We start from the raw sequence: 19,441 nt of genomic DNA, 5'->3' as shown, positions 1-19,441 counted from the left end.
AATTTACTTAATAATTTACACCATTTTAACTTATATATACAAATAGCCCCCAAATTTTTTGGTCTTAGTGTAATTAAGCCCCTAAGATCGCTACAGGTTTAGAGCCTATGGCTTAGGGCATTTAGCTGCTCAAAACAATCAAAATACTCGAAACGATGAAATGATCAGGCTCGGCCTAGTGATTGCTGGAACGCCAAGATGCGATTGTGAAGGCTGGTCACCTGAGTATCGGTAAGCCCATCACCGATAAAGCCAAAGCTGTAGGTGGTTGCACTGTGGGTTGATACCGCACCATTATCATTCAGTGCAAACACAAAGTATTCGACCGTGGGTTTAGTGGGACTAGCCACAACCGCGCCAGAAATAACGCTGACTCCATTTTGATAAGCCTCAAGGTTAGTGCCCAGCTTCGAGCCAATCAAAGACCCAAAAGCCCCATTGCTGGTGCTTAAAGTTCCTGAATCGACCCGATCGCTATCCACTAAGTAGGAGATCGTTGATCCTCCGCTTCTAGGGGCTAAAAGCTGTCGGCGACTTGCGATCGAATTACGACAGGCGATCGCATTAGAATCTGTTGAGGCATCGGGGCAATAAACACCAAGACTAAAATCATCACCACTATGTATGCTGGGGGTGAAGTCAGTCCCCAAGTATTTAGTAGTACCATTACTGGTCAATCCGGTGGACTCAATATAATCACCGCTCACGAAATTATGATTAGTTAAAACATTCTGGCCAGTGACAGTTTTTAGCTTTACCAGGGCTGCATTAAAATCGCCACAGAAGGGATAGACTTCTTGCAGCAAGTTCCACAAGCCATCAGCTTTCAAACCGCGCACTAATTGATCACTAGCAGCGATCGCCGCACTGGAAATTGTGCCACCCGCCGTAATAATATTCGCCACATAGTTAGTAGTGACCGGATCAAGATTATTCGCCCCCAGTGTGGGGACTTTCAAAGCAATGCCTAAGCTGGTAATACTCATTAGTTTTGATTGGTTATTTTGCCCTAGTGTTCTGTCAATCTTGGGTTTGTGAGTTAAGGGAAAGATGGATAAACTATACCTATGTTATCCGAGCAGTATATTATGCCTAAACGCTATATCGTCCGTTTGAGCAAGGAAGAGCGCGAAGAGCTGCAAAATCTTGTGTCTACTGGTAAGGCCGCCGCCTATAAAATCAAACATGCCAACATTCTGTTAAATATCGATATAAATGGCCAGAACTGGACAGATGCGGAAGCCGCCGCCACCTTTAGTTGCCATCGCAATACAGTAGCCAACCTGCGTCAACGATTGATTGAAGGAGGTTTAGAGTCGGCCTTGGCACGCAAACCTCGCCAAAGTGCGCCACGACCACACGTATGTGATGGAGAGTCGGAGGCAAAGCTAATAGCCTTACGTTGTAGCGAACCACCTGCTGGTCATGCTCGCTGGACATTGCGATTGCTTGCTGATAAAGCGGTGGAGTTAGAAATTGTACCAGCTATTTGTCACGAGACCGTGCGACAAGTGCTGAAAAAAACGAACTGAAACCACATCTACGTCAACAGTATGTGATTCCACCTGAGCAAAATGCCGATTTTGTTGCTCATATGGAAGATGTACTAGAGATTTATCACCAACCCTATGATTCTAAGCATCCGGTAATTTGCATGGATGAAAAACCGGTGCAATTGGTTAAACAAACACGCATTCCATTGCCGGCTAAATCAGGACAACCAGAGTTGGTAGATTATGAATATGAGCGCAATGGCACCGCTAATATTTTCTTGTTTACAGAACCTTTGGCCGGTTGGCGTAAAGCAGTTGTGAGTGAACGCAGAACCTCAGTTGATTGGGCGATCGAAATTCAACGCTTACTTGAACAAGACTACGCCGATTGCGAGACTGTCATTTTGGTATGTGACAATTTGAACATTCACAAACTTGCCTCGCTCTATCAGGCCTTTGCTCCGTCCACTGCGCGTCGGTTGGTCGAACGGCTAGAAATTCACCATACGCCCAAACATGGAAGTTGGCTAAATATTGCCGAAATCGAGCTGTCTGCACTAACCCGACAATGTCTGGATCGACGGATCCCAGATCGAGAAACTCTTGAACAAGAAACATCAGCTTGGTTCATTGAGCGTAATCATTTGCAGAAGTCGGTAGATTGGCAATTCACAACTGCAGATGCTCGTATTCGCCTTAAGCGACTTTACCCACAAATTGAAAGCTGACAATCCACTAGCTGCATCACCTCAAAAGCCCTCTATGGCGATCTGACAGCATTTCCGGATGACTTGATTTGTCATGTACCAGTCACCCTCTCCCAAAAACTGCTTGGGAAAGAATTGCCTTACCGCAAACCCCATAAGGGACATCGTCCGTCTGACAAGTATTTTTTTCCCCGCCACGTACCGCGTCTTCCTCGCGCCATCAAAGCAAGATGCTTTGCAAAAAAACGCTTAGTCATCCATCCCCAGCCGTCCCTTGTATTGGGGCTTGTAAGTCAACTAACCCAAACAGAACGGAGAAAAATATGACCAACACAACCACTCAAACCATCAAGAAACCGCACCCAGACTTTGAGTTATTTCAAGTCTTGAAGCTAGAAGGGGTAGAGAAAGCCAAATATGAAAGGGTTGGGCTAGTCTACAAAAATGATAAAGGCGATGGATTCAATGTCCTTTGGTTCGGGAATCCAATTTATACCAAATATCTCAGCATGCATCCGCCCCGGTATTAGAGTCCCGCCACCGAGGTCAAGGCATCGCGGAAGTGCCTTGGCCTCATACCCTTCCAGTCAATTCAATTACAACAGCAATTATTATTTACGATCCTTTGACTATGGGATATACGCAAAAAACACCCAAGTGCAAACCAGCGAGAGTAACATGTCCAATCCAACAGCATCAAAGACACCAGCCCTGGTCGCCTATACCGTCAAAGAGCGGGATGGCGATAAATCATCAGTATGGAAAGAGATTGGTGCCGCCTGGCCCCATAAAGATGGTGAAGGCTATGAAGTAATGCTCGATGCATTTCCAGTAAATGGTCGCCTCACCCTACGCAAACCAACCCCCAAAGATACTAATACACCCGAATCAGAGTCTAGTGCAGATTAAACTGCTCCAGCATCTTATCTTGAGAGGTACTTTGCGGTAGACGAGCAGGCCTAGCACTTTTATCTGAAACCTTGTTAGACCTAGCCGACTTTACAGATCGTGTCCTTTTTGGCACCACAGACTCAGTAATAACCTCAGGTGCAACTGATTCAGCTTTTATATCCGCAGCTAAATTTTGCTGCTTAGCATCCACATCCAGCTGATCAAATAGCTCCCGATCCCGTGGCCGGACTAGATGTTTATCGAGTATATCAATTAACACATCTTCGGGAAAATCGCCTCGCTCCACCTGGGCCATAATCGTTGCCCCCACCAGGATTTTACGCCTGGTATCATCCTTACGCTTTTGGGCAGACAACTTAGCACTAATTTTCTGCTGTTTAGCTTTTAGCTTTTTTAATTCTTGCTCCAGTTTCTCTGCACTCTTTTGACGTGGCATATTAATCTCCTGACTTTAGCGCAACAGTCATACCATCATCTTACCCGTATCCAGCTATTATTATGCCCATAAATCGTAAACAATACGGTAAAATAATTACATTATTTGCATTTGTCCCGAGGTTGAAAAATCGAAGGGCGCACATAGGAGTTATGACTAACTCCTGCGCGTTAGGGGCACAGCCCCTAAGACCCCAAGGCAGAATAAATGAAAAACAATTAAAATGCAAAATAAAAATGGCTATCCACCATTTACGCATGAATCGAATAGCCAGAAGTAAAGGGAGGAGTGCAACCGCTGCAGCTGCATATCGTTCAGGATCAATTGTCCACGATGAACGCACCGATCTAGAATTTAATTACACGCGTAAAGATGATGTCTATGGTGCAGAGATATTTGCTCCTTTAAATGCACCAACCTGGGTCTATGATCGCAATAAACTATGGAATTCAGTAGAGCATTCAGAAAAGCGGAAAGATGCTCTAGTAGCTCTTGAACATGAAGTAGCACTGCCGATCGAATTAACCCACGAGCAAAAACAAGACTTAGTACGTCAATATGTTTTAGAACAACATGCGTCAGAGGGAAAAATTGTTGATATTGCGTACCATAACTTTGATGGTAATAATCCCCATGCCCATATTCTGTTTACAGTGCGGCCGATCGATGAAAATGGCTTTGGCAAGAAAGTCAAAGCCTGGGATCAAAAGCAAACCTTAAAGCTGCATCACAAAGCCTGGGCTGATTATGTAAATGATGCCCTAGAGCGAGCTGGCCACGATGTGCGGGTTGACCATCGTAGCTATGCAGAACGAAATATTTTCCGCATCCCTCAAATTCACCTTGGTGCAAAAATAATTGAACTAGAAAATAGGGGTATCCGCACAGATCGCGGAGACATATACCGTTTGATTGAATTGGCAAATCAACGATTAGAGGAGATGGAACGATCTGGCTTATATGATCGTGAAGAGATGGGTTTAGCCGTTGGTTTAGAGCGCGAATTGATTGAGCAGATTAAAGCTGATATTGCTGCCAGCCAATCCGATGTTTTTGCTCGTCTGGCAAGCGATAGTGCCATTCTGGCATTTCCACCTAAACATCTGAGCAAGACAGATAGGGGTGATCGGCAAAGTAATTTAGGGCAGGGGAGAATCCCAACATTTAGCGAAGACCAGCGCCAGTTGATCGATCTCTATTCAAGGGCTCGTTTTGACCGGGAACGAAGTAAGCTCCGAGCGGAGCCAACCAAATCTGAATCGCAAGCATCACCAGAAAATGCCGCTAGTTCTTCGTCACCTGCTGCTAGCAAGCGCACTTTACCAAAGATTGCCCGACTTAGAGACCAGCATCAAGATCGTCACGACAATTACCGCCGATTTGTCAGGCAACGGTGTACATTTCGTCATAGTTTGCGAGTCCTGGGTAAGAAGGTCAGGCAACGAGTGAGTAATGTCTATGGCCGAGCTGATCGATATATGGCAGAACGTTTGGCAAAGCGGGGTTTGAGCCGTGAAGCGATTCGGCGGATTGTGGCAAATGCTTATCCTGAATTAATGCGTGAGCGATCAGCTGATCGCTATGCCTACGTGCGCCGGATCGTAGACCCGATCTACCAGCGAGTGAAATCTGAGCAGGCAAAAGCTAAACCCCAGGCTCAGGCCAGTAAAGCCAAAAACTCTTCTGCGTCACCAAAAGAGCCTAAATCAAGAAGCATATACCAATTTTTTAGTGTCCATGACGTAAAGCAGCTTCCCGCTCCACCCAAACTACCGCCGTTGACTGGTAAGGAAATCAAAAAAGCGCAGAATAAATGTGTCTATGCATCCTTGAAAGCCTTAGAACAGCCAGACTGGCAGGGATATAACGGTCATGCTACCCGTGAGTTCCGCAAAGAACTAGCACGTAAGGCCATGGCTCAGAATATGGATGTGATGGGCGTGACAGAGGAGGGGATTAACGCCGATCGTGATATTGCGATCAAGCTATTTGCTGCCCGTTACTCACCTAGTCAGATCAGGACGGCAATTATGAAAGCTAGTCCCCGTTGTACAGGAATTGATGAGCAGCAAAAGCTTGATTATGTGCGTAAGTTTATTATCAACCGGGAAGTTATGTATCACCCACAGGTGATTGAGAGGGTTAAAGATGCTCACCGGGAGCTGCATGACCAGGGCTATGGCCGTGAGCGTAGACTGGAGCAGCTAAATCTACATACAATAATTTCACCGAAACGGCGGGATGATCGTTCTAAAAATAACGATCAAGATCTCAGGCGCTAAAGAGTTAGGTTGCTTCAGCTCACCAGAGGCAATCCCACTTGCCTACCAGAGCCGCTTTTTAAGCTGGTTCCTACCACAGCACTCGCCTGCTCGTGCTACGCATGCGCTTGCACGTCGGCGATCGGCTCGGCTGTGCTTAACCGGAACCCAGCGAAGCGGCTCCGGAGGCAATATATGGCAATGTAGTATAGGCTGGAGCCAACCTATTTCAGAGCTAAGATGCTAGCTAATCTACTGAGCATAAAGCTTATGTGAAACTGCAAGTCCCCTGCAGCCAATCGAGAATAAAGTTAGCGACAAGTTGCCAATTGGTCTCCAACATCATGTCATGTGCCATATCATCAAATATCTTGACCGGTGCTTTGTATGCTAAAGCTGTGTCTCTAACTTCCTTGGGATTAACAATCACATCATTCTGAGCGCCAAGAACTAACATGGGTGTACCCTTCAAAATCTTTCTGGGACAAGGTAGATCTAAGAACAGCATATCCAAGGAAGCAAAATAAGATTCAGTCTGAATTTTAAAGAAATATTCTTGAATCTTGCTTACGGAGATATCCTTGGAAAAAAAATTTTCCCTAACGAACTCAGGAGTTTTAACAATTTGATAAAGATCCTGTTGAAGATGGGTTCTAAACATAGCTATTGGATGCCTGAGAAAAAAATCAATGGCATATCTAATAACCCCTGAAATTGGTATAGATGCTAGTAAAACTGCGGCATCAGCTGTGCTTTTCTCCAGGTATTTTTGTACGACTAAGCCTCCCATTGAATGCCCAATCAAGATAGGAGACTCTCCAATTATTGAAATCACCCGAGCGAGATCATCAACATAATTGCTTATTCTTGAACACTGTAGATGTTCTTTCCCTTGGCTGTTACCATGACCACGAAGGTCAAAGGCCACTGCATGATATCCATGGTTCTTGAAGTAAGATAAAAAATATTCTTCCCAGCACCACTTGCCATGCCAGGCACCATGGATAAAAATAATAGGAGGTTTTGAGGAATTTCGGTCAGGGAAGCACTCTGTAATAGCAAGATTAAGCCCTTCTTTCATATTCTGATCTAGTAATGCTTGCCCAGTAAATAGAACTCTTTTAAATTTCGATTTTCAGCAAGATATCTAAATAAATAATCGCGCCTTGCATAGTGTTCTAAATGATTGCAAGCAATCATCCCAGCAATAAAAGCAGTGACAAAGAAAAAATTATTGTTCACGAAAATAATAGTTGATTCATAGCTAGATAATACTTCTTGCACAAATAAAGCGACTATTTCGTAACTAAGAAAAATCAGAAATCCTGCTATTGAAGCCTCAATGAATCTAAGGCGAAACAGGGTAAACCCGAATATTTCGGTAAGGATAAGGCCCGTGTAATAAGTTGTATAACCAATCTCTTCCGGAGCTGAGAGTGCAATCATGACACTTATTCCAACCCCCGCGATGACAAATAAAAAACATGAAGTGAAATGAAGCCATCTTTTGGCAAATTTGAAGAAAGACAGTACGAATGCAAGCAGAAAAATGGGACATACAAGACCGTAGCGAATAATCCAGGCTTGTTCTCTGGCTGAAGGAATACACCATATATCCAATATTCCAAATAATGCATATGCCAAAAATCCCGCAACTTGAGAGATCCTGACGTATTTAATAGATCTGGCATGGTAATCATATAAAAATGATTTTTCCAAGAACTCAAGATTCTTAGGAAATCTTGGAGAAAGGAAAAAGCATATTCTAGATATAAAGTCAGATAAATCGCAAACAATCATTCTCACAGTTGCGAAAAGTAATGATAGTAATGCTTGAATCACCTTAAATATCGTTTCTGACTCAGAGAAGCCTTTATGTCTCCATCTGTTGTAAAGCTCATTTAAATCAGCTTTATATTCATAAGGAACAATGGTATTAACCCAGATAGGAAGATTTTTATCTCGATTAGATCTCTTGAATGTCATGATTGCCACCTCATGATGTTAAGTCACACTAGTATTTAGTAACACTTGCCTTATTATTTGGGCTAATCAAAACTAGCTCTATAAATCCACCGCTTTATATTTTCTTTAAGTGATTACCTCCATTCCCAAATGCTACATCAGCTCCACTAGATAACATTTCATCATGTTCCGAAGGTGAGATTTGCTTAGTAGAAGGTGATTGCCATTCATACAATTTGGTGCGATATTTATGTAAATCTTCTAATGATCGTTTGCCAAGGGGGGTGAGATTGTAATATTTCCTTCTCGCACCGCCTGTTCCATCCTCTTCCTCTCCCCACCTGGATTTAACCAGCTTTTTTTTCTTCTCTAATCTGTGAAGAGTGGGATAAAGACTACCTAGACCGATTTTCCGTTCTCCCTGACTTGCCTCTTCAATAGCGTCGATAATTTCAAGACCATATAACTTGTCGTTATTAGATAGGGCGTTCAAGATATCCTCTTCAACACCCGATGGAATATATAGGTCTTTGATTGGCTTTCTTGGCATAGGAATGGATACAGAATAATTAACAAATGCAAGGTAACTATAAAATCGGGAGTATATCTGATATGTTACTTAGCTTGCAAACTTGATATTGCTTGTTCCAATCTTAGTATTTATGGTCTCTGATTGCCAGGAATTTGATAAATAAGCTACTGAAAGATATCGAATCCAGTCACTTCAATTGATCAATTAAGGTTCAACTCCATAGATGTTTTTCCCACCAATAATACCTTTGCAGTAAATTGCACATCATTAGAATAATCTTTCGGCATCCATCGGCAGCTATTAAAACTATAAACTAGCTTTGCCAAATAGTATAGTTTGTTATATTGAAAGACTTGACATATTTGATAGTCTAAACAATACTAATAGTTAATGCATGACTTATTAAAGTATAAGGATTCTCAATGCTTGTTCATTTTCTAGCAAGGAATGAGAAGTTGTAAATATTTGGAGGCTGCACATGAGAGAGCAAAGATACAATCTGCTTCTACTTTTGGGTGGTCGCTTAGCTAACCTTCTATTATTTTTTGCCTTAGGTATAGTTGCTGCTTTCCTGTTGTCCTCGGTGTGTGGAGCTTTTCATCTAGTTGCTGGTGTTATGCCATGGATATGGGAAGTTACCTGGCGAATTATGATAGTTATCGTTTGCTGTCTTGGAATTGGAGCAGTATGGCAAAGTATTTGAACTGCTAGCATGCTGAAAATATGAATATCTAGATTAGATGTAGATGTTTATCTCCTATTAGGTTGAGCTGCTTTATGAGGGGGAGCAGGTCAGTGCCTATCTATTCTGACTAATTGCCAATCATAGTTTCCTAAGCAGATCTGATTTCTTTAAAGCAGTCCCTGAATAAAGGGAGGCTACATTTAAGCGACCCTGAATATGTGTCCGTACCTGCAGATTTTAACTTCTGAGACCTCAATTAATTCAAGTTTGTTGCTAGCCAGGTAGGAATCCGCTGACCCTAGCCTTCCTGTCTCTGATTAGGACATCAGTTTATCACTTCACCAACCGATCTTATACTCCGTGAGCCTCGCATCAAGATGCATTGACGGATTTCATGTAGAGGAAAATTAAATGATATCAAAAAAATCACGTAGCTCGAATGGAGTGCTTAATGCATTCTTCGTGCTTCTTGCTCTAACGAGTATTGCTGCTACTTCATTTTTGTGGCAACGCAAACAAGTCCATATTGCTTCAATTCTCGTGGTGGATACATCCAAATCTATGCGAGAGTCAGGTGATTTCGATCGCGTGATTGACATTGCCTGCAGTGAGATCAAAGAGCATACAGCAACTGGGGATACTTTTGCACTGCAGTCATTTGCTGCATCAACCTCAGTGTTGCACGCGGTAAAAATTGAAAATCGCCTTGATGGCCTTAGTCTTTGCAAGGATATAAATGCCCTGCTGGAGCAAGGAAAAGTTGATAATCAAATTGGAACCTCGCTTCATGGAGCCCTCGAGCGTCTGCATAACCAACAAGCACATGCTAAGCAATCTAACACCCGTGGAACTGTGATCACGATCCTAGTCCACGCTGATGACCAAGGAGTTGGTTCTCAAGCTATCCCGCTGGAACAGACTTTAGAGAGTGCGGAAAGGTTGTTGAATGAGAATACACAACTTGTGCTGATTGCAATTGACAACCAGCTGCAGCAGAAGCTTGTAGAAACTATTCAACACCCACAGGTTAGGATTTCTGCTCTCTCAGATGGAAGTATCCGGAACTCCATTAATTCAGCCTATCAGTCTGCTCGCAATGGAGGAGGGTAATCAAATGAATAAACAACATTTTAAGCAGAAGCGTCTTGAGTCTTATCGCTGGTTACCAAAATCAGAATTCAGTAAATACAGTCAGCAAGATAAGGCAGCGATCATCAATAGTATTAGGGAGTTTGCGAAGGCTACTTATGCAGAGCGTAGAGCAAATCATCTACGCGCCCAGGCTCGAATGATGTACCAACTACCTGATTCTGCAAAACCAGTAGTTGTTGTTTTGATTGCAGTCATTGGAGCCTTAATTGCATCTGCAGCAGTGCAGTCAATCACTTTGACTTTGCCACAGTGGTTGAGCTATGCCGCGACACCCTTTATTGCTGCGGTATTTGTATATTTTACAGAGCTGTTGACCGAGAACGCAATGACCGTTATGCACTTTAAACTCGTGCATTTGATGGAAAAACATCGTCTTGAAAATCTATCCGAGCGTGTTAGTAGCGATCAATATCCTCTGAATGAAGTGTGGCTGGAAGCCCAACAAGAGCAGCATGATGAAACTGAGGATGGGAGGCCTTGGCCAGTGCTTGTTTGGTTTGTGGTAATACCCGTTTTCCTCTTGGAAGCAGGATCTGCATTTATATGGCTAAGAGATGATGATCCACTTCTCAGACTTGTCGCTGCCGCTGCACCACCAGTGTACGTATTTCTTGCGGCTCTATCCTTGAGCTATCTCACTAAAGGAGCCAAAAATTTGGTTATTTTGGCACAGCGCTATGAGGAATTGATCCCGCCACAAACCTTGGCTCCAGAATATGGTTTAATCCCCACTCCATCATATGTTCAGCTTTACGAAACCGCTCACTCGAATAGAACCGATAGCCCAAATGGGGAAATTAGAGATCAGGTTGTAACTGATGTCAATCAAAGACCCGACTCTGATCTAGGAGATGACTTTAGGGTTACCTACTAAATAGCCAAAGACCCCAACATATCTGGACTTGGGGCCTTTCTTTCCCTTCCTGATTTTTAAAAATATTGAAAACACGAGGTAAATTATGCCCGCGCCTATGCATCGTGGCTATGTGCCACCTCATTTTTTCAGCGATCTGTTTAGCAAAACCGCAATAGGATTCATCACGATCATTTGGTTGATACTAATAGTTTTCCTGGTCAAGCCAACAGATTTAGATGATGGTCTTCATGTATTTTTCTCCGTCGTCAAAATATTACTGGCCTTAGTTGTGGGTGTCTTGCTCTGTTTCTGTAGCATCCGACTTTATAAGGATGTGACAGAGGAGCGGACATTCATCCGCCCACTAAAATTTCTAGGCTTCTACTGCATTACCCTGATCCTGCTCGGTATTTCCTTACTGCTCAGTATCATTCTTTTCCTACTGATTAGCATTCCACTGATCGCCAGTATCGAACGGATACGTGGTGTAGTGCGCCGCCGCTTTCGAATATGGCGAGGAGAAGCATATCGTTTCATCAAACCCTATGCCACTGTCCTTCGCGTTTACGAAACGATTGTCAAAAAGCTGAAGAAGAAGCGCCCAGATCTGATGACGGTTAATTGGGGCGGCCTGCCAGTCCCCTCGACCCGGATTCCCTATAACTTTTTCCTGCTTGGCTCAATTGGCTCAGGTAAAACGATCACGATGCGCTTTTTCTTACAGGACTACTTACCGCATGTTGGCACTGGTAAAGGTTTACGTGCAATTATCTATGACGCCAAGCGCGATACATTGAATCTGTTGCAGAGTATCAACCCATATAGTCAATTTTGGATTTTCAACCCCTTTGATCAAAGAGCATTTGCATGGGATATTGCTAAAGATATTACTCAACCATCGCATTGCCGTGCCTTAGGAGACTGTCTTACCTTAGATTCAAATCCAAACAATGTACGTGAAGAATTCTGGCGGCATGCTTGTGTCTATATGCTGGAAGGTCTCGCCCTTTACTTCACAATCAAAGCACCAGGGCAATGGGGATTGCGCGATATTTTACTGGGCACCCGCTCAAAAGATCGGCTGCTCAAAATTTTCAATAGTATTCCTGAGACCAAACGGTTTACCTCCCCGCTTGAAGGTGATCGGCTGACCCATTCAGTGATGGTAACGATCCAAACTTATCTCTCACCTTTTGCGGTAGTGGCAGCGCTATGGGAAAACAGCCCCAAAAAGATCAGCTTGTACGAAATCTTGGAACAGGAAGGGGTGATGATCCTAGGCCGCGATCCTGAAAACATGTCCGTGTTAGGTGCCCTAGCAAGATTGATTGTAACGCGGATGCAGCAGATCATTCTGCGTCGTCCTGATACAGATATCCAGGACGTAAATACCTTGTTTGTGATGGATGAGTTTCAGACCCTGGGATTTCTGCCATTACATAACGAATTTTCAACCAATGCCCGCAGTAAGGGTGGGGCCCAAATAATTGCCACTCAATCATTACCCTCAGTTGAGAACGTTTATGGTGGCCAACAAACCCGGGAGATCCTAAGTCAGTTCTATCATCGCGGCTATCTCAAAATGAATGATTTAGATAGTGCCCGTTATTGTTCTGAATCCCTGGGTATGGGCGAGCGGTTCAGAATTAATATCGAGCGCACCTGGTTTGGTGAACGCTGGAAAGAGTCAGAATATCTAGAAAGAGTACATATTGTTTCTCCGGAAGGCTTCAATCGTATTCCATCGCCAGATCCTGATACCAAAACAGGTGTAACTGGCTTTTTCCATAACGGTGACTATGGCTACTGGTACACCAATAGCTCTGAAGCGATCAGTAACGGGCTGGTCAGCAAAGATAAATCGGTGCAGAATTTTGTGCCTGCCGATGGCAGTCTGCAATACCTCGGTAGCTGGGATAAGTCTGACTTAGAAAGGTTGGGCTTAGCTAGCATCATTTCCTATGAAGAGCATCAACATTATTTAGAAGAAGAACAGGCACTCAGTGATGCCTCAATTAGTGATACCGAACAGTTTCGCCAAAGGCTCAAGGAGCTACTGGAAAGCAATCGCCTGGCCTATGAAAGAGCTGACGATGGAGTCGATAGCGATACCAATGATGACAATCAAGATCGCAATGACGACTCATACAGCTTTGATCTGACCTGATCTGCCAGGAAAACCACAATTTTTGTCGAATTCAACTTAATTACCATGCCTGAACAAATTATTGTTACCGGCGAGAAAGGCGGCGTGGGTAAATCTTTCACTGCCCGCGCCCTAGTCGAGTACCACCTCGATCGCCAATTAACCTGCATTGCCTTCGATATGGATCGTTCAAACCCCGATCTCAAACGCTGCTATGAGAGTGTAATGCCGGTAAGGCTAGCCGTCTTTTCGGAAAGTTCAAAGTTAGAAGATGCCGCCAATGACACCTTCAATAGTGCCACCACCTGCCGCACTATTTGCAATACTCCCGCTCAAACCTTTATCCCCTTTAAAATCTGGATCGAGCAGAATGACATCCTGGAACTAGCCAAAGAAGCTAGCGTGCAGCTGGTGATCTGGTTTGTCTCGGATTGTGGCTATGACAGCTTAAAACTGTTTCAACGCTCACTGCATACATTTGGTGCCATAATCCCCCATGTATTCGTCAAAAATTACGGCATGACCGAGGACTGGGAGCCATTCGAGCAGGACGAGACACTGCAACAACTACTGATTGACTATCAAGTGCAGGTGATCAGCCTACCTAAATTTGTCGGTAACCGTGATCGCAACACGATCGATGAACTAAGCCTTAGCTTTGGCGAAGCCCGTGAATATGAAGGCTTTGGTGCCATCTCCCGGCAGCGGGTCAAATCATTCCTGCGCAAATGCTACCAGGAATTTGATCGGGTGCTTACTCCCCCAGTTACAGATAAACCTAGCCGTAAAAAACGTAAATCTCAAGCGGAGGCGACATCATGACTACAGATCATCGCCTGGCTCAAGATACCCGCATGCATTGGCTCGATAAAGCCCTAGCAGGCCAGCCCACCGAGGTTAAAGCCAGGGTACTGGAGATTATTCTCAAATACGACATCGATCCAGAAAACGAGTTTTTTATGATTTTCGTAGCGATCGGTCAGTTGATTACTCTGACCGAAACAGTACCCGATGACTGGCAAATTTTATTTCGCAGTTTTACCCAGGATTTAGAAGGATGGACAATTCAAACCCTGCAAACGATGGAGCAAAAAGCCAGGATCACCAAGGACATGGCGAGTATGCTAAGACAGCAAAACACTATTTTCAGCGAATTCATATCAATCTTGTCGAAGCAGACCGACATCTGGCACAGTGGCGTCCTGAAATCCGCCAGCTTGGGCAGCAAGTTAGAGACCTTGAGGTCAGGATGGGACTTACGCCTGGACGAGATCGAGCACAAGCACAACAAAATAATCGCGCTGTTGATGGAATCCCGCGCCGCGATCGCCGCCCCCGGCCAGATGAAATGGAGCGTTAATATTTCATCGCTGCTGATTGGCATGCTAGCAGGCTGTGGCCTTTGTTTCTTACTCCTGAGGGCTACCCCATCAGTAACCTCTGAATCTACTCCAGTATTACCCAGCGCTGGGATATTAACTCAAGATTCTGGCCCATAGACATTTTGAGCCAAAGCAGTTTCTAGCCAAGCTCAATAATCATTATCCCTGGGCGATCCTGAATCGCTCCAATCCAATTACCAAAATCCTAATTTTGCTACTGCTCTGCAGTGGCAAGGAGCTTTTTGTCATGAGTGAAGATAATAAAAAGCCACCCAATATTGGCCATAATAAAGGCCCATCGATAGAACCAGAAGAGCCCAAAACCAGTAAGAGTAGCAAATTCATCCGTTATGCAAAGCATGCTAAAAATCTTGTCAAATCTGGAGTGCGTAAGCACCCACTTGTAAATCGTGTAGTGACCGCATATGAGATCTATCAGGAGCTCGATGGGCAAAAAGATAAGGCAGAGCAAAAAATTGAAGAACGTGAGCCTTACCACATTAGAGAGCAGTCCAGAAGGCTGGAAGCCAGGCGAGATGCAGATAAGAAACAAGCTTTTCTTGGTAAGAAGCCAGCATCAGATTATACCCTGCGTAAGCAAGTTGAAAAAGCTACTCCCTTTGAAGAAGTTTATTCCCGTGAAAGCCATAAGCCTCAGGCACAAAACTTATGGGGGAAGGCCATCTATGAAGCAAGTTCAGTTGGAAAGCAAGTTGAGCAGCGCAATTATGTAACTCATAATGCTGGAGAAAAATATCAGTCACTTTTATACCAAAAGATAAATGATCAAGGCATATCAAAATTAGATAGAGTTTATGAACCTCATGCTGCAATCACTGCAGATAGACAGATTGCCCGGGATATGTATGTTGCAGGATTAGAACGTGGGCAAATTAGTCAGGCGATCCTGCAAAAGAGCCCTCAAGCCCAGGGGCTTTCTAAACGTATAGAAGCCAGATATATTCAAGAAACTACCAAATCACTAGAGCGTAATCCATACCTTAAAGAATCTCGAGATGAGGTGGCTCAATGGCGTAATGAACACCATATTGATCCTAGTGATAAGCGCCTACCATATGAATATGACAAAGCAATTGTCAACAAGCTTGAACGAGCACGTGAGATTTATGACCAAGCTAAACAAAATCCCCATGAAAATTACCCATTGGCGCAAGAGCATAAATATGAGTACCAGCGCCAATTAGGAGAGCGAACGCGAACTGAAACACCAGAGAAAATAATCAGTGATTACTTCCCCAGAGATCCTAAGATTCCATCAATAATAGATCAGAAAATTTCTGCGAATATGTATGTGACAGGCTTCGATCGAGAGGAAATTAATGAAGCGCTCGATAGTCATAGCCCCCGCATTCATGGCCGGACTGAATCATATAAGCAAAATTATTTCGACCAACATATTACTCCTACGCTGGAGCAGAACGAGCAGAAACGAGCAGAGGTCAGCAACCTCAAAGAGGAAATGGGCATTAGCCACGTAAGACGTTCTGATCAATTAGAACAGCACTATGATAAGCCACTATCCAGTAGCATGCCTTCTTCATCGCGCTCTGATGAACCCTCGATCGGTGACCGTTCTATTGATGATTAGAGCTACTGTAATTTTCTAGCTAAGAAAGTTGGTTGACATAGTTTTTTATAAAATTAGTATCAAAGTTATGGATAGCTTTGATACATCACAGTCTGCAGTCGCTGCAAAATTGCAAGCCTTGTTAGCGCATGATCGATCGCGGATTGATCTTATTTCCCAATCCGACCACTATTCGGAGTTGGATGACTATTTTAGCCAGCCCACAGCTCGGCTACATGAATTACAAGAGAGCATGGGTGTTTGTTCTGAAACAATCGAACTACTCGTAAACCCATACATTGACACGATCGATGAACTAGAGCGCGGTAGCCAAAGATATAACCAGTCTGGGCTGGAACGTGAATGTCCTGAGTTGCGCCAATCGCTTCATGCCACTAAAGTTCTGCCAGAGTTGGCTCTATGCGAGCAGATTTTTAAACGGCAAAAGCAGGCTCTGTTTGAGGAATATACCGATAAGATTAAACATAGTTTGGCGATCGGGAAGTTGGAGCAATTCCTGTGGCCGATCTACCCAGACAATTTTAGTTTCTCAAGGTTCAATGAGCCTGTAGCCAGAGAATTTGATTTCAACCACATCCTTTACTGCTTATGCCACTATCGAGTTGCCATAGAGCTTGCCAGGCTTGTGAATGACCCCGATCGTATTGCAGAAGATGTGTATATACCTGTTGTTTTAGTGCCAGTTGATCAAGCTGTTTATGATGCCTGGTATTTTGCGATCAGGGGAGATGCCAAAAATGGTTGGTTCTCATCAATCTTTGAAAGGCACCAACATAGTCAAAGATTTGTTTATCTAGAAGAGTTTCTAAAATATACCACTGCTGATCCACGATCCAGAATCTCAGAGCTTAATCAGATAATAGTTCGGAAGGCAATGAGTGGTGACGATCTCATTCGTGCTGAGGAGATATTCTCGTTGACTCAGATAAGCAGATAGTGTGCCTAGTTGCTCATTAGGCGCCAATTTCCTTGGCTACAGAATCTATTCTAGTGAAGATGAAGATAGCCTGGTTATTTGGCTTTGTAGCGATGATAAGAAAACCCAGCAGCAAGATATTCAAGATGCAAAACGTTACTGGAGAGATTACCAGATATGAGCGCTAAAGCAAGAAACTACAGGACATTTGATGAGGTTACCGAAGAATATTTCCTCGACCATCCAGAGGAAATAGAAAGCTATCTAACTACGGTATTTGAAGAATACGCCAAAGAACAATGCACCGCTGCGCTTCTCTCTTCTCTGCGGATGGTGGCACGAATCAAAGGTATTTCTAACCTTGCGAAGGAAACCAATATTTCACGCAATGTCATCCAGAAGGCTTTATCGGCTAATGGCAATCCAAAGTTTGAAAGCATAAGTGCGATTATGCATGCCATGGGCTACTGTCTCACTCCCAAGAAATTAGATGCGATGATGTAGAGTCTTGGTGTGGATGCTGCCTTGATCATCTGAGTCTCACTACTGGCAACCACCGTCAACTAATTTTGGTTCTCTTTGTTGTAAGAGTATAATATACTACTCAGTAGTATGATTCCGTGGAGGCCGCCATGGGCATGGTTAAGAAAAGTATCTCTGTTACAGAACATCAGGATAACTGGATTAAGGCACAGATTGAATCCGGTCATTATGGCAATGAAAGTGAAGTCTTCCGCGATCTGATCCGGGAGCGTGCCAATCGTGATGCTGAAGTCGAAGCGATCCGTGCTGCCCTAATTGTCGGTGAGCAAAGTGGCATTAGCGAGCGGAAGCCAGATCAAATTATGAATGCTGTGATCGAGCAAAAGCGGCATTCTGCTGGTTAAATTCGAAAGAAAACTATGGATACCCAATACCGCTCAGATGCATTTGCCGCAGTCCATGAAACCATGGCGTCATTGCATGAGATTGGTGCGATCACTCAAGTAACTATGCGTCAGTTTGATGGGACTTGCCTTGAACCATACTCTGATAACGCTGAAAAGCTTCCCTTAACTTCGGTACCTCGGAAGGTGGGCGAGGCTGGAGAATGCTCTGCACAAACAATCGACTGTCTTCAGGACTCAACTCCAGGATAGCTTTATTTGCTCGCAAGGTCTGTAGCAACGCTTCCTGCTCAGAATTTGCCATAACTCGGTTCCATAAACACAGCTCTATTGTAGGCCAATAGAGTGATTCTGCCAGGATCTGGCGATCTGCTTGCTCTGACGTTTAGTTGATTTATCACTGGATCGCTCCTGGTTTTTATTTACCTGCCAAAGCTAGCCGACGGCAAACATTGGTCAACCCCACTGCCCGCATAAACGTGTTGGGGGTATGCCCCCTGTTTTCGCTCGTCGGCTGATTGCCCTGGCGTAAATAAAAACTACAAGGAGCAATCCCATGTGTGATAACAATCAACGCCGTCAGGAAATCGAAGCCAATCTCAGTCAATTCTGTGGCAGTACCACCTTCTATCGGCATCCCCTATTTAGAGGGTTCCTGTACACCGAAGGAGTGCAATACCTGGCCGAAGCCGCAGAGGCATACTGGCTTATAGACTGTATCCTGAGTCATCAAATCAATCCCAAGGTCAAGAACAATCCTGACCTGCAGGAGTTTCAGCTCTGGCAACTGGTGGTCTCAGAGGATCAAACCGCAGTGCTAACCTGCCTGCGCGATACCGACGATCCAGTCCTATCTCAGGAAATCGGCTACACGGACTTTTGCTTACCTGAGATCAGCTTCTACCTGTGCAACAAGACTCTAATGCTCAAATCTGAGTATTAATTCGCTCGCACATAAAAATCACCAGCCGGGGCACTGCTCCGGCTTTCTGCCTGTGCTTCACTAATTATCCAATTGAGTTAGCTGGCGACCGGTAATTGAAGTGATTTAACAGCCTTAAAAGCGCGATCGAATAACAGTGACTCAGAAGGTCTTTCCTCCTCAGGCCAATTCTCTATCGAGTCACGTAAGACTGCATAAATACCATCATAAATATCCATCATCTGGTCAAGGTTATCTTTACCAACCAGTTGATTTAGCTTATTTCTGTAGACTATACGATTAAGAGTTACTGAGTCTAAATCAAGTGCTTCAGCTAATTTCTCGATCGTACTCACTGTTGGATTTGCCTTTTTCTGGCACATCCATCTAACCCCATCCTGTGTCTTACCAATTTTTTTGGCAAAACTGTTCATACTCATTTGATGCTCTTCAAGGTACCGAAGAATCTCTCTCCCCAGCGGAGAGCAATCTTCAGGTTTAAGCAAGAGCCCGTACTTCATACGTTTACAAATTGTAATGTGGAGAATTCCAAGTCTTGCGTCATCTTCTTGGAATTAGT

21 protein-coding genes are annotated in these 19,441 nt (G+C 44.0%); 14 read left to right on the top strand and 7 right to left on the bottom strand.

Translation table 11 applies throughout. The features are described from left to right. Positions 1-164 precede the first annotated feature (164 nt). A complete protein-coding gene (locus PSE7367_RS19050) occupies positions 165-986 on the bottom strand; it encodes a hypothetical protein (protein ID WP_015146184.1) in 822 nt (273 codons plus the stop codon). Between the two features lie 102 nt (positions 987-1,088). On the opposite strand from PSE7367_RS19050, the gene PSE7367_RS22260 reads away from it, so the two are divergent. From PSE7367_RS22260 to PSE7367_RS19030, 3 genes are all read left to right on the top strand, one after another. Beyond that, positions 1,089-2,221 (top strand): IS630 family transposase gene (locus tag PSE7367_RS22260; protein WP_156800460.1). Its coding sequence is split into 2 segments (ribosomal slippage): positions 1,089-1,518 and positions 1,518-2,221, totalling 1,134 coding nucleotides; the frame shifts between segments, so codons are not numbered across the junction. A 302-nt stretch (positions 2,222-2,523) separates the two neighbouring features. Continuing rightward, positions 2,524-2,730 (top strand): hypothetical protein, encoded by a 207-nt coding sequence (locus PSE7367_RS19035; protein WP_015146183.1) that lies wholly within the window; start codon positions 2,524-2,526, stop codon positions 2,728-2,730. 148 nt (positions 2,731-2,878) lie between these two features. After that, complete coding sequence (locus PSE7367_RS19030; protein WP_015146182.1) at positions 2,879-3,109, top strand: hypothetical protein; 231 nt, start codon at positions 2,879-2,881, stop codon at positions 3,107-3,109. Here PSE7367_RS19030 and PSE7367_RS22580 read toward each other — a convergent pair. Continuing rightward, positions 3,096-3,548, bottom strand: coding sequence for a hypothetical protein (locus PSE7367_RS22580; protein ID WP_015146181.1), 453 nt, complete (start codon positions 3,546-3,548; stop codon positions 3,096-3,098). The genes PSE7367_RS19030 and PSE7367_RS22580 overlap by 14 nt on opposite strands. 236 nt (positions 3,549-3,784) lie before the next feature. On the opposite strand from PSE7367_RS22580, the gene mobQ reads away from it, so the two are divergent. Further along, on the top strand, positions 3,785-5,830 hold the full coding sequence (gene mobQ / locus PSE7367_RS20870; RefSeq protein WP_015146180.1) for a MobQ family relaxase: 2,046 nt from the start codon (positions 3,785-3,787) through the stop codon (positions 5,828-5,830). Between the two features lie 247 nt (positions 5,831-6,077). Here the strand turns inward: mobQ and PSE7367_RS19015 are convergent, their stop codons facing one another. The 3 genes from PSE7367_RS19015 to PSE7367_RS19005 all read right to left on the bottom strand — a co-directional run bounded on the left by PSE7367_RS19015 (position 6,078) and on the right by PSE7367_RS19005 (position 8,324). After that, entirely contained in the window at positions 6,078-6,890 is an 813-nt protein-coding gene (locus tag PSE7367_RS19015; RefSeq protein WP_015146179.1) for an alpha/beta hydrolase, read from the bottom strand. 8 nt (positions 6,891-6,898) lie between these two features. Next, entirely contained in the window at positions 6,899-7,795 is an 897-nt protein-coding gene (locus PSE7367_RS19010; protein ID WP_015146178.1) for a hypothetical protein, read from the bottom strand. A gap of 94 nt (positions 7,796-7,889) precedes the next feature. Beyond that, positions 7,890-8,324: a PadR family transcriptional regulator gene (locus tag PSE7367_RS19005; protein ID WP_015146177.1), complete on the bottom strand. Its 435-nt coding sequence runs from the start codon at positions 8,322-8,324 to the stop codon at positions 7,890-7,892. 1,078 nt (positions 8,325-9,402) lie between these two features. Here PSE7367_RS19005 and PSE7367_RS19000 point away from each other — a divergent pair. From PSE7367_RS19000 to PSE7367_RS18960, 9 genes are all read left to right on the top strand, one after another. Beyond that, positions 9,403-10,101, top strand: coding sequence for a vWA domain-containing protein (locus PSE7367_RS19000; protein WP_015146175.1), 699 nt, complete (start codon positions 9,403-9,405; stop codon positions 10,099-10,101). Positions 10,102-10,105: 4 nt separating this feature from the next. After that, positions 10,106-11,017, top strand: coding sequence for a hypothetical protein (locus PSE7367_RS18995; RefSeq protein ID WP_015146174.1), 912 nt, complete (start codon positions 10,106-10,108; stop codon positions 11,015-11,017). 85 nt (positions 11,018-11,102) lie between these two features. Beyond that, the gene (locus tag PSE7367_RS18990; RefSeq protein WP_015146173.1) at positions 11,103-13,166 is read left to right on the top strand and encodes a type IV secretory system conjugative DNA transfer family protein; all 2,064 of its coding nucleotides are present in this window, start codon (positions 11,103-11,105) and stop codon (positions 13,164-13,166) included. 45 nt (positions 13,167-13,211) lie between these two features. After that, positions 13,212-13,967: a P-loop NTPase family protein gene (locus PSE7367_RS18985; protein WP_015146172.1), complete on the top strand. Its 756-nt coding sequence runs from the start codon at positions 13,212-13,214 to the stop codon at positions 13,965-13,967. Continuing rightward, a complete protein-coding gene (locus PSE7367_RS18980) occupies positions 13,964-14,644 on the top strand; it encodes a DUF6753 family protein (RefSeq protein WP_015146171.1) in 681 nt (226 codons plus the stop codon). Before PSE7367_RS18985 ends, PSE7367_RS18980 begins: the two co-directional genes overlap by 4 nt. 130 nt (positions 14,645-14,774) lie before the next feature. Continuing rightward, positions 14,775-16,136 (top strand): hypothetical protein, encoded by a 1,362-nt coding sequence (locus PSE7367_RS18975; protein ID WP_015146170.1) that lies wholly within the window; start codon positions 14,775-14,777, stop codon positions 16,134-16,136. Between the two features lie 118 nt (positions 16,137-16,254). Then, positions 16,255-17,073, top strand: coding sequence for a hypothetical protein (locus PSE7367_RS18970; protein ID WP_156800568.1), 819 nt, complete (start codon positions 16,255-16,257; stop codon positions 17,071-17,073). 156 nt (positions 17,074-17,229) lie between these two features. Next, on the top strand, positions 17,230-17,556 hold the full coding sequence (locus tag PSE7367_RS18965; RefSeq protein ID WP_015146168.1) for an addiction module antidote protein: 327 nt from the start codon (positions 17,230-17,232) through the stop codon (positions 17,554-17,556). Positions 17,557-17,684: 128 nt separating this feature from the next. Continuing rightward, positions 17,685-17,939, top strand: coding sequence for a type II toxin-antitoxin system ParD family antitoxin (locus PSE7367_RS18960; RefSeq protein WP_015146167.1), 255 nt, complete (start codon positions 17,685-17,687; stop codon positions 17,937-17,939). A 103-nt stretch (positions 17,940-18,042) separates the two neighbouring features. On the opposite strand, the gene PSE7367_RS21655 is transcribed toward PSE7367_RS18960, so the two are convergent. Next, positions 18,043-18,243 (bottom strand): type II toxin-antitoxin system TacA family antitoxin, encoded by a 201-nt coding sequence (locus PSE7367_RS21655; protein ID WP_015146166.1) that lies wholly within the window; start codon positions 18,241-18,243, stop codon positions 18,043-18,045. 252 nt (positions 18,244-18,495) lie between these two features. Between PSE7367_RS21655 and PSE7367_RS18950 the strand changes: the two genes are divergently transcribed. Further along, positions 18,496-18,882 carry a DUF6876 family protein gene (locus PSE7367_RS18950; protein WP_015146165.1) on the top strand — a complete coding sequence of 129 codons (387 nt, stop codon included), beginning with the start codon at positions 18,496-18,498 and terminating at the stop codon, positions 18,880-18,882. 77 nt (positions 18,883-18,959) lie between these two features. On the opposite strand, the gene PSE7367_RS18945 is transcribed toward PSE7367_RS18950, so the two are convergent. Continuing rightward, positions 18,960-19,367, bottom strand: a complete 408-nt coding sequence (locus PSE7367_RS18945; RefSeq protein ID WP_198013530.1) for a helix-turn-helix domain-containing protein — start codon at positions 19,365-19,367, stop codon at positions 18,960-18,962. Between the last annotated feature and the right edge of the window lie 74 nt (positions 19,368-19,441).

It is taken from the genome of Pseudanabaena sp. PCC 7367 (genome assembly GCF_000317065.1).
Taxonomy (GTDB): domain Bacteria; phylum Cyanobacteriota; class Cyanobacteriia; order Pseudanabaenales; family Pseudanabaenaceae; genus Thalassoporum; species Thalassoporum mexicanum.
This window is presented reverse-complemented; position numbering and strand designations above follow the sequence as displayed.

Excerpts from the sequence above, each read along its gene's own strand:
- PSE7367_RS19050 (WP_015146184.1), bottom strand. The coding sequence starts at position 986 with ATGAGTATTACCAGCTTAGGCATTGCTTTGAAAGTCCCCACACTGGGG.
- PSE7367_RS19035 (WP_015146183.1), top strand. The coding sequence starts at position 2,524 with ATGACCAACACAACCACTCAAACCATCAAGAAACCGCACCCAGACTTT.
- PSE7367_RS19030 (WP_015146182.1), top strand. The coding sequence starts at position 2,879 with ATGTCCAATCCAACAGCATCAAAGACACCAGCCCTGGTCGCCTATACC.
- PSE7367_RS22580 (WP_015146181.1), bottom strand. The coding sequence starts at position 3,548 with ATGCCACGTCAAAAGAGTGCAGAGAAACTGGAGCAAGAATTAAAAAAG.
- mobQ (WP_015146180.1), top strand. The coding sequence starts at position 3,785 with ATGGCTATCCACCATTTACGCATGAATCGAATAGCCAGAAGTAAAGGG.
- PSE7367_RS19015 (WP_015146179.1), bottom strand. The coding sequence starts at position 6,890 with ATGAAAGAAGGGCTTAATCTTGCTATTACAGAGTGCTTCCCTGACCGA.
- PSE7367_RS19010 (WP_015146178.1), bottom strand. The coding sequence starts at position 7,795 with ATGACATTCAAGAGATCTAATCGAGATAAAAATCTTCCTATCTGGGTT.
- PSE7367_RS19005 (WP_015146177.1), bottom strand. The coding sequence starts at position 8,324 with ATGCCAAGAAAGCCAATCAAAGACCTATATATTCCATCGGGTGTTGAA.
- PSE7367_RS19000 (WP_015146175.1), top strand. The coding sequence starts at position 9,403 with ATGATATCAAAAAAATCACGTAGCTCGAATGGAGTGCTTAATGCATTC.
- PSE7367_RS18995 (WP_015146174.1), top strand. The coding sequence starts at position 10,106 with ATGAATAAACAACATTTTAAGCAGAAGCGTCTTGAGTCTTATCGCTGG.
- PSE7367_RS18990 (WP_015146173.1), top strand. The coding sequence starts at position 11,103 with ATGCCCGCGCCTATGCATCGTGGCTATGTGCCACCTCATTTTTTCAGC.
- PSE7367_RS18985 (WP_015146172.1), top strand. The coding sequence starts at position 13,212 with ATGCCTGAACAAATTATTGTTACCGGCGAGAAAGGCGGCGTGGGTAAA.
- PSE7367_RS18980 (WP_015146171.1), top strand. The coding sequence starts at position 13,964 with ATGACTACAGATCATCGCCTGGCTCAAGATACCCGCATGCATTGGCTC.
- PSE7367_RS18975 (WP_015146170.1), top strand. The coding sequence starts at position 14,775 with ATGAGTGAAGATAATAAAAAGCCACCCAATATTGGCCATAATAAAGGC.
- PSE7367_RS18965 (WP_015146168.1), top strand. The coding sequence starts at position 17,230 with ATGAGCGCTAAAGCAAGAAACTACAGGACATTTGATGAGGTTACCGAA.
- PSE7367_RS18960 (WP_015146167.1), top strand. The coding sequence starts at position 17,685 with ATGGGCATGGTTAAGAAAAGTATCTCTGTTACAGAACATCAGGATAAC.
- PSE7367_RS21655 (WP_015146166.1), bottom strand. The coding sequence starts at position 18,243 with ATGGCAAATTCTGAGCAGGAAGCGTTGCTACAGACCTTGCGAGCAAAT.
- PSE7367_RS18950 (WP_015146165.1), top strand. The coding sequence starts at position 18,496 with ATGTGTGATAACAATCAACGCCGTCAGGAAATCGAAGCCAATCTCAGT.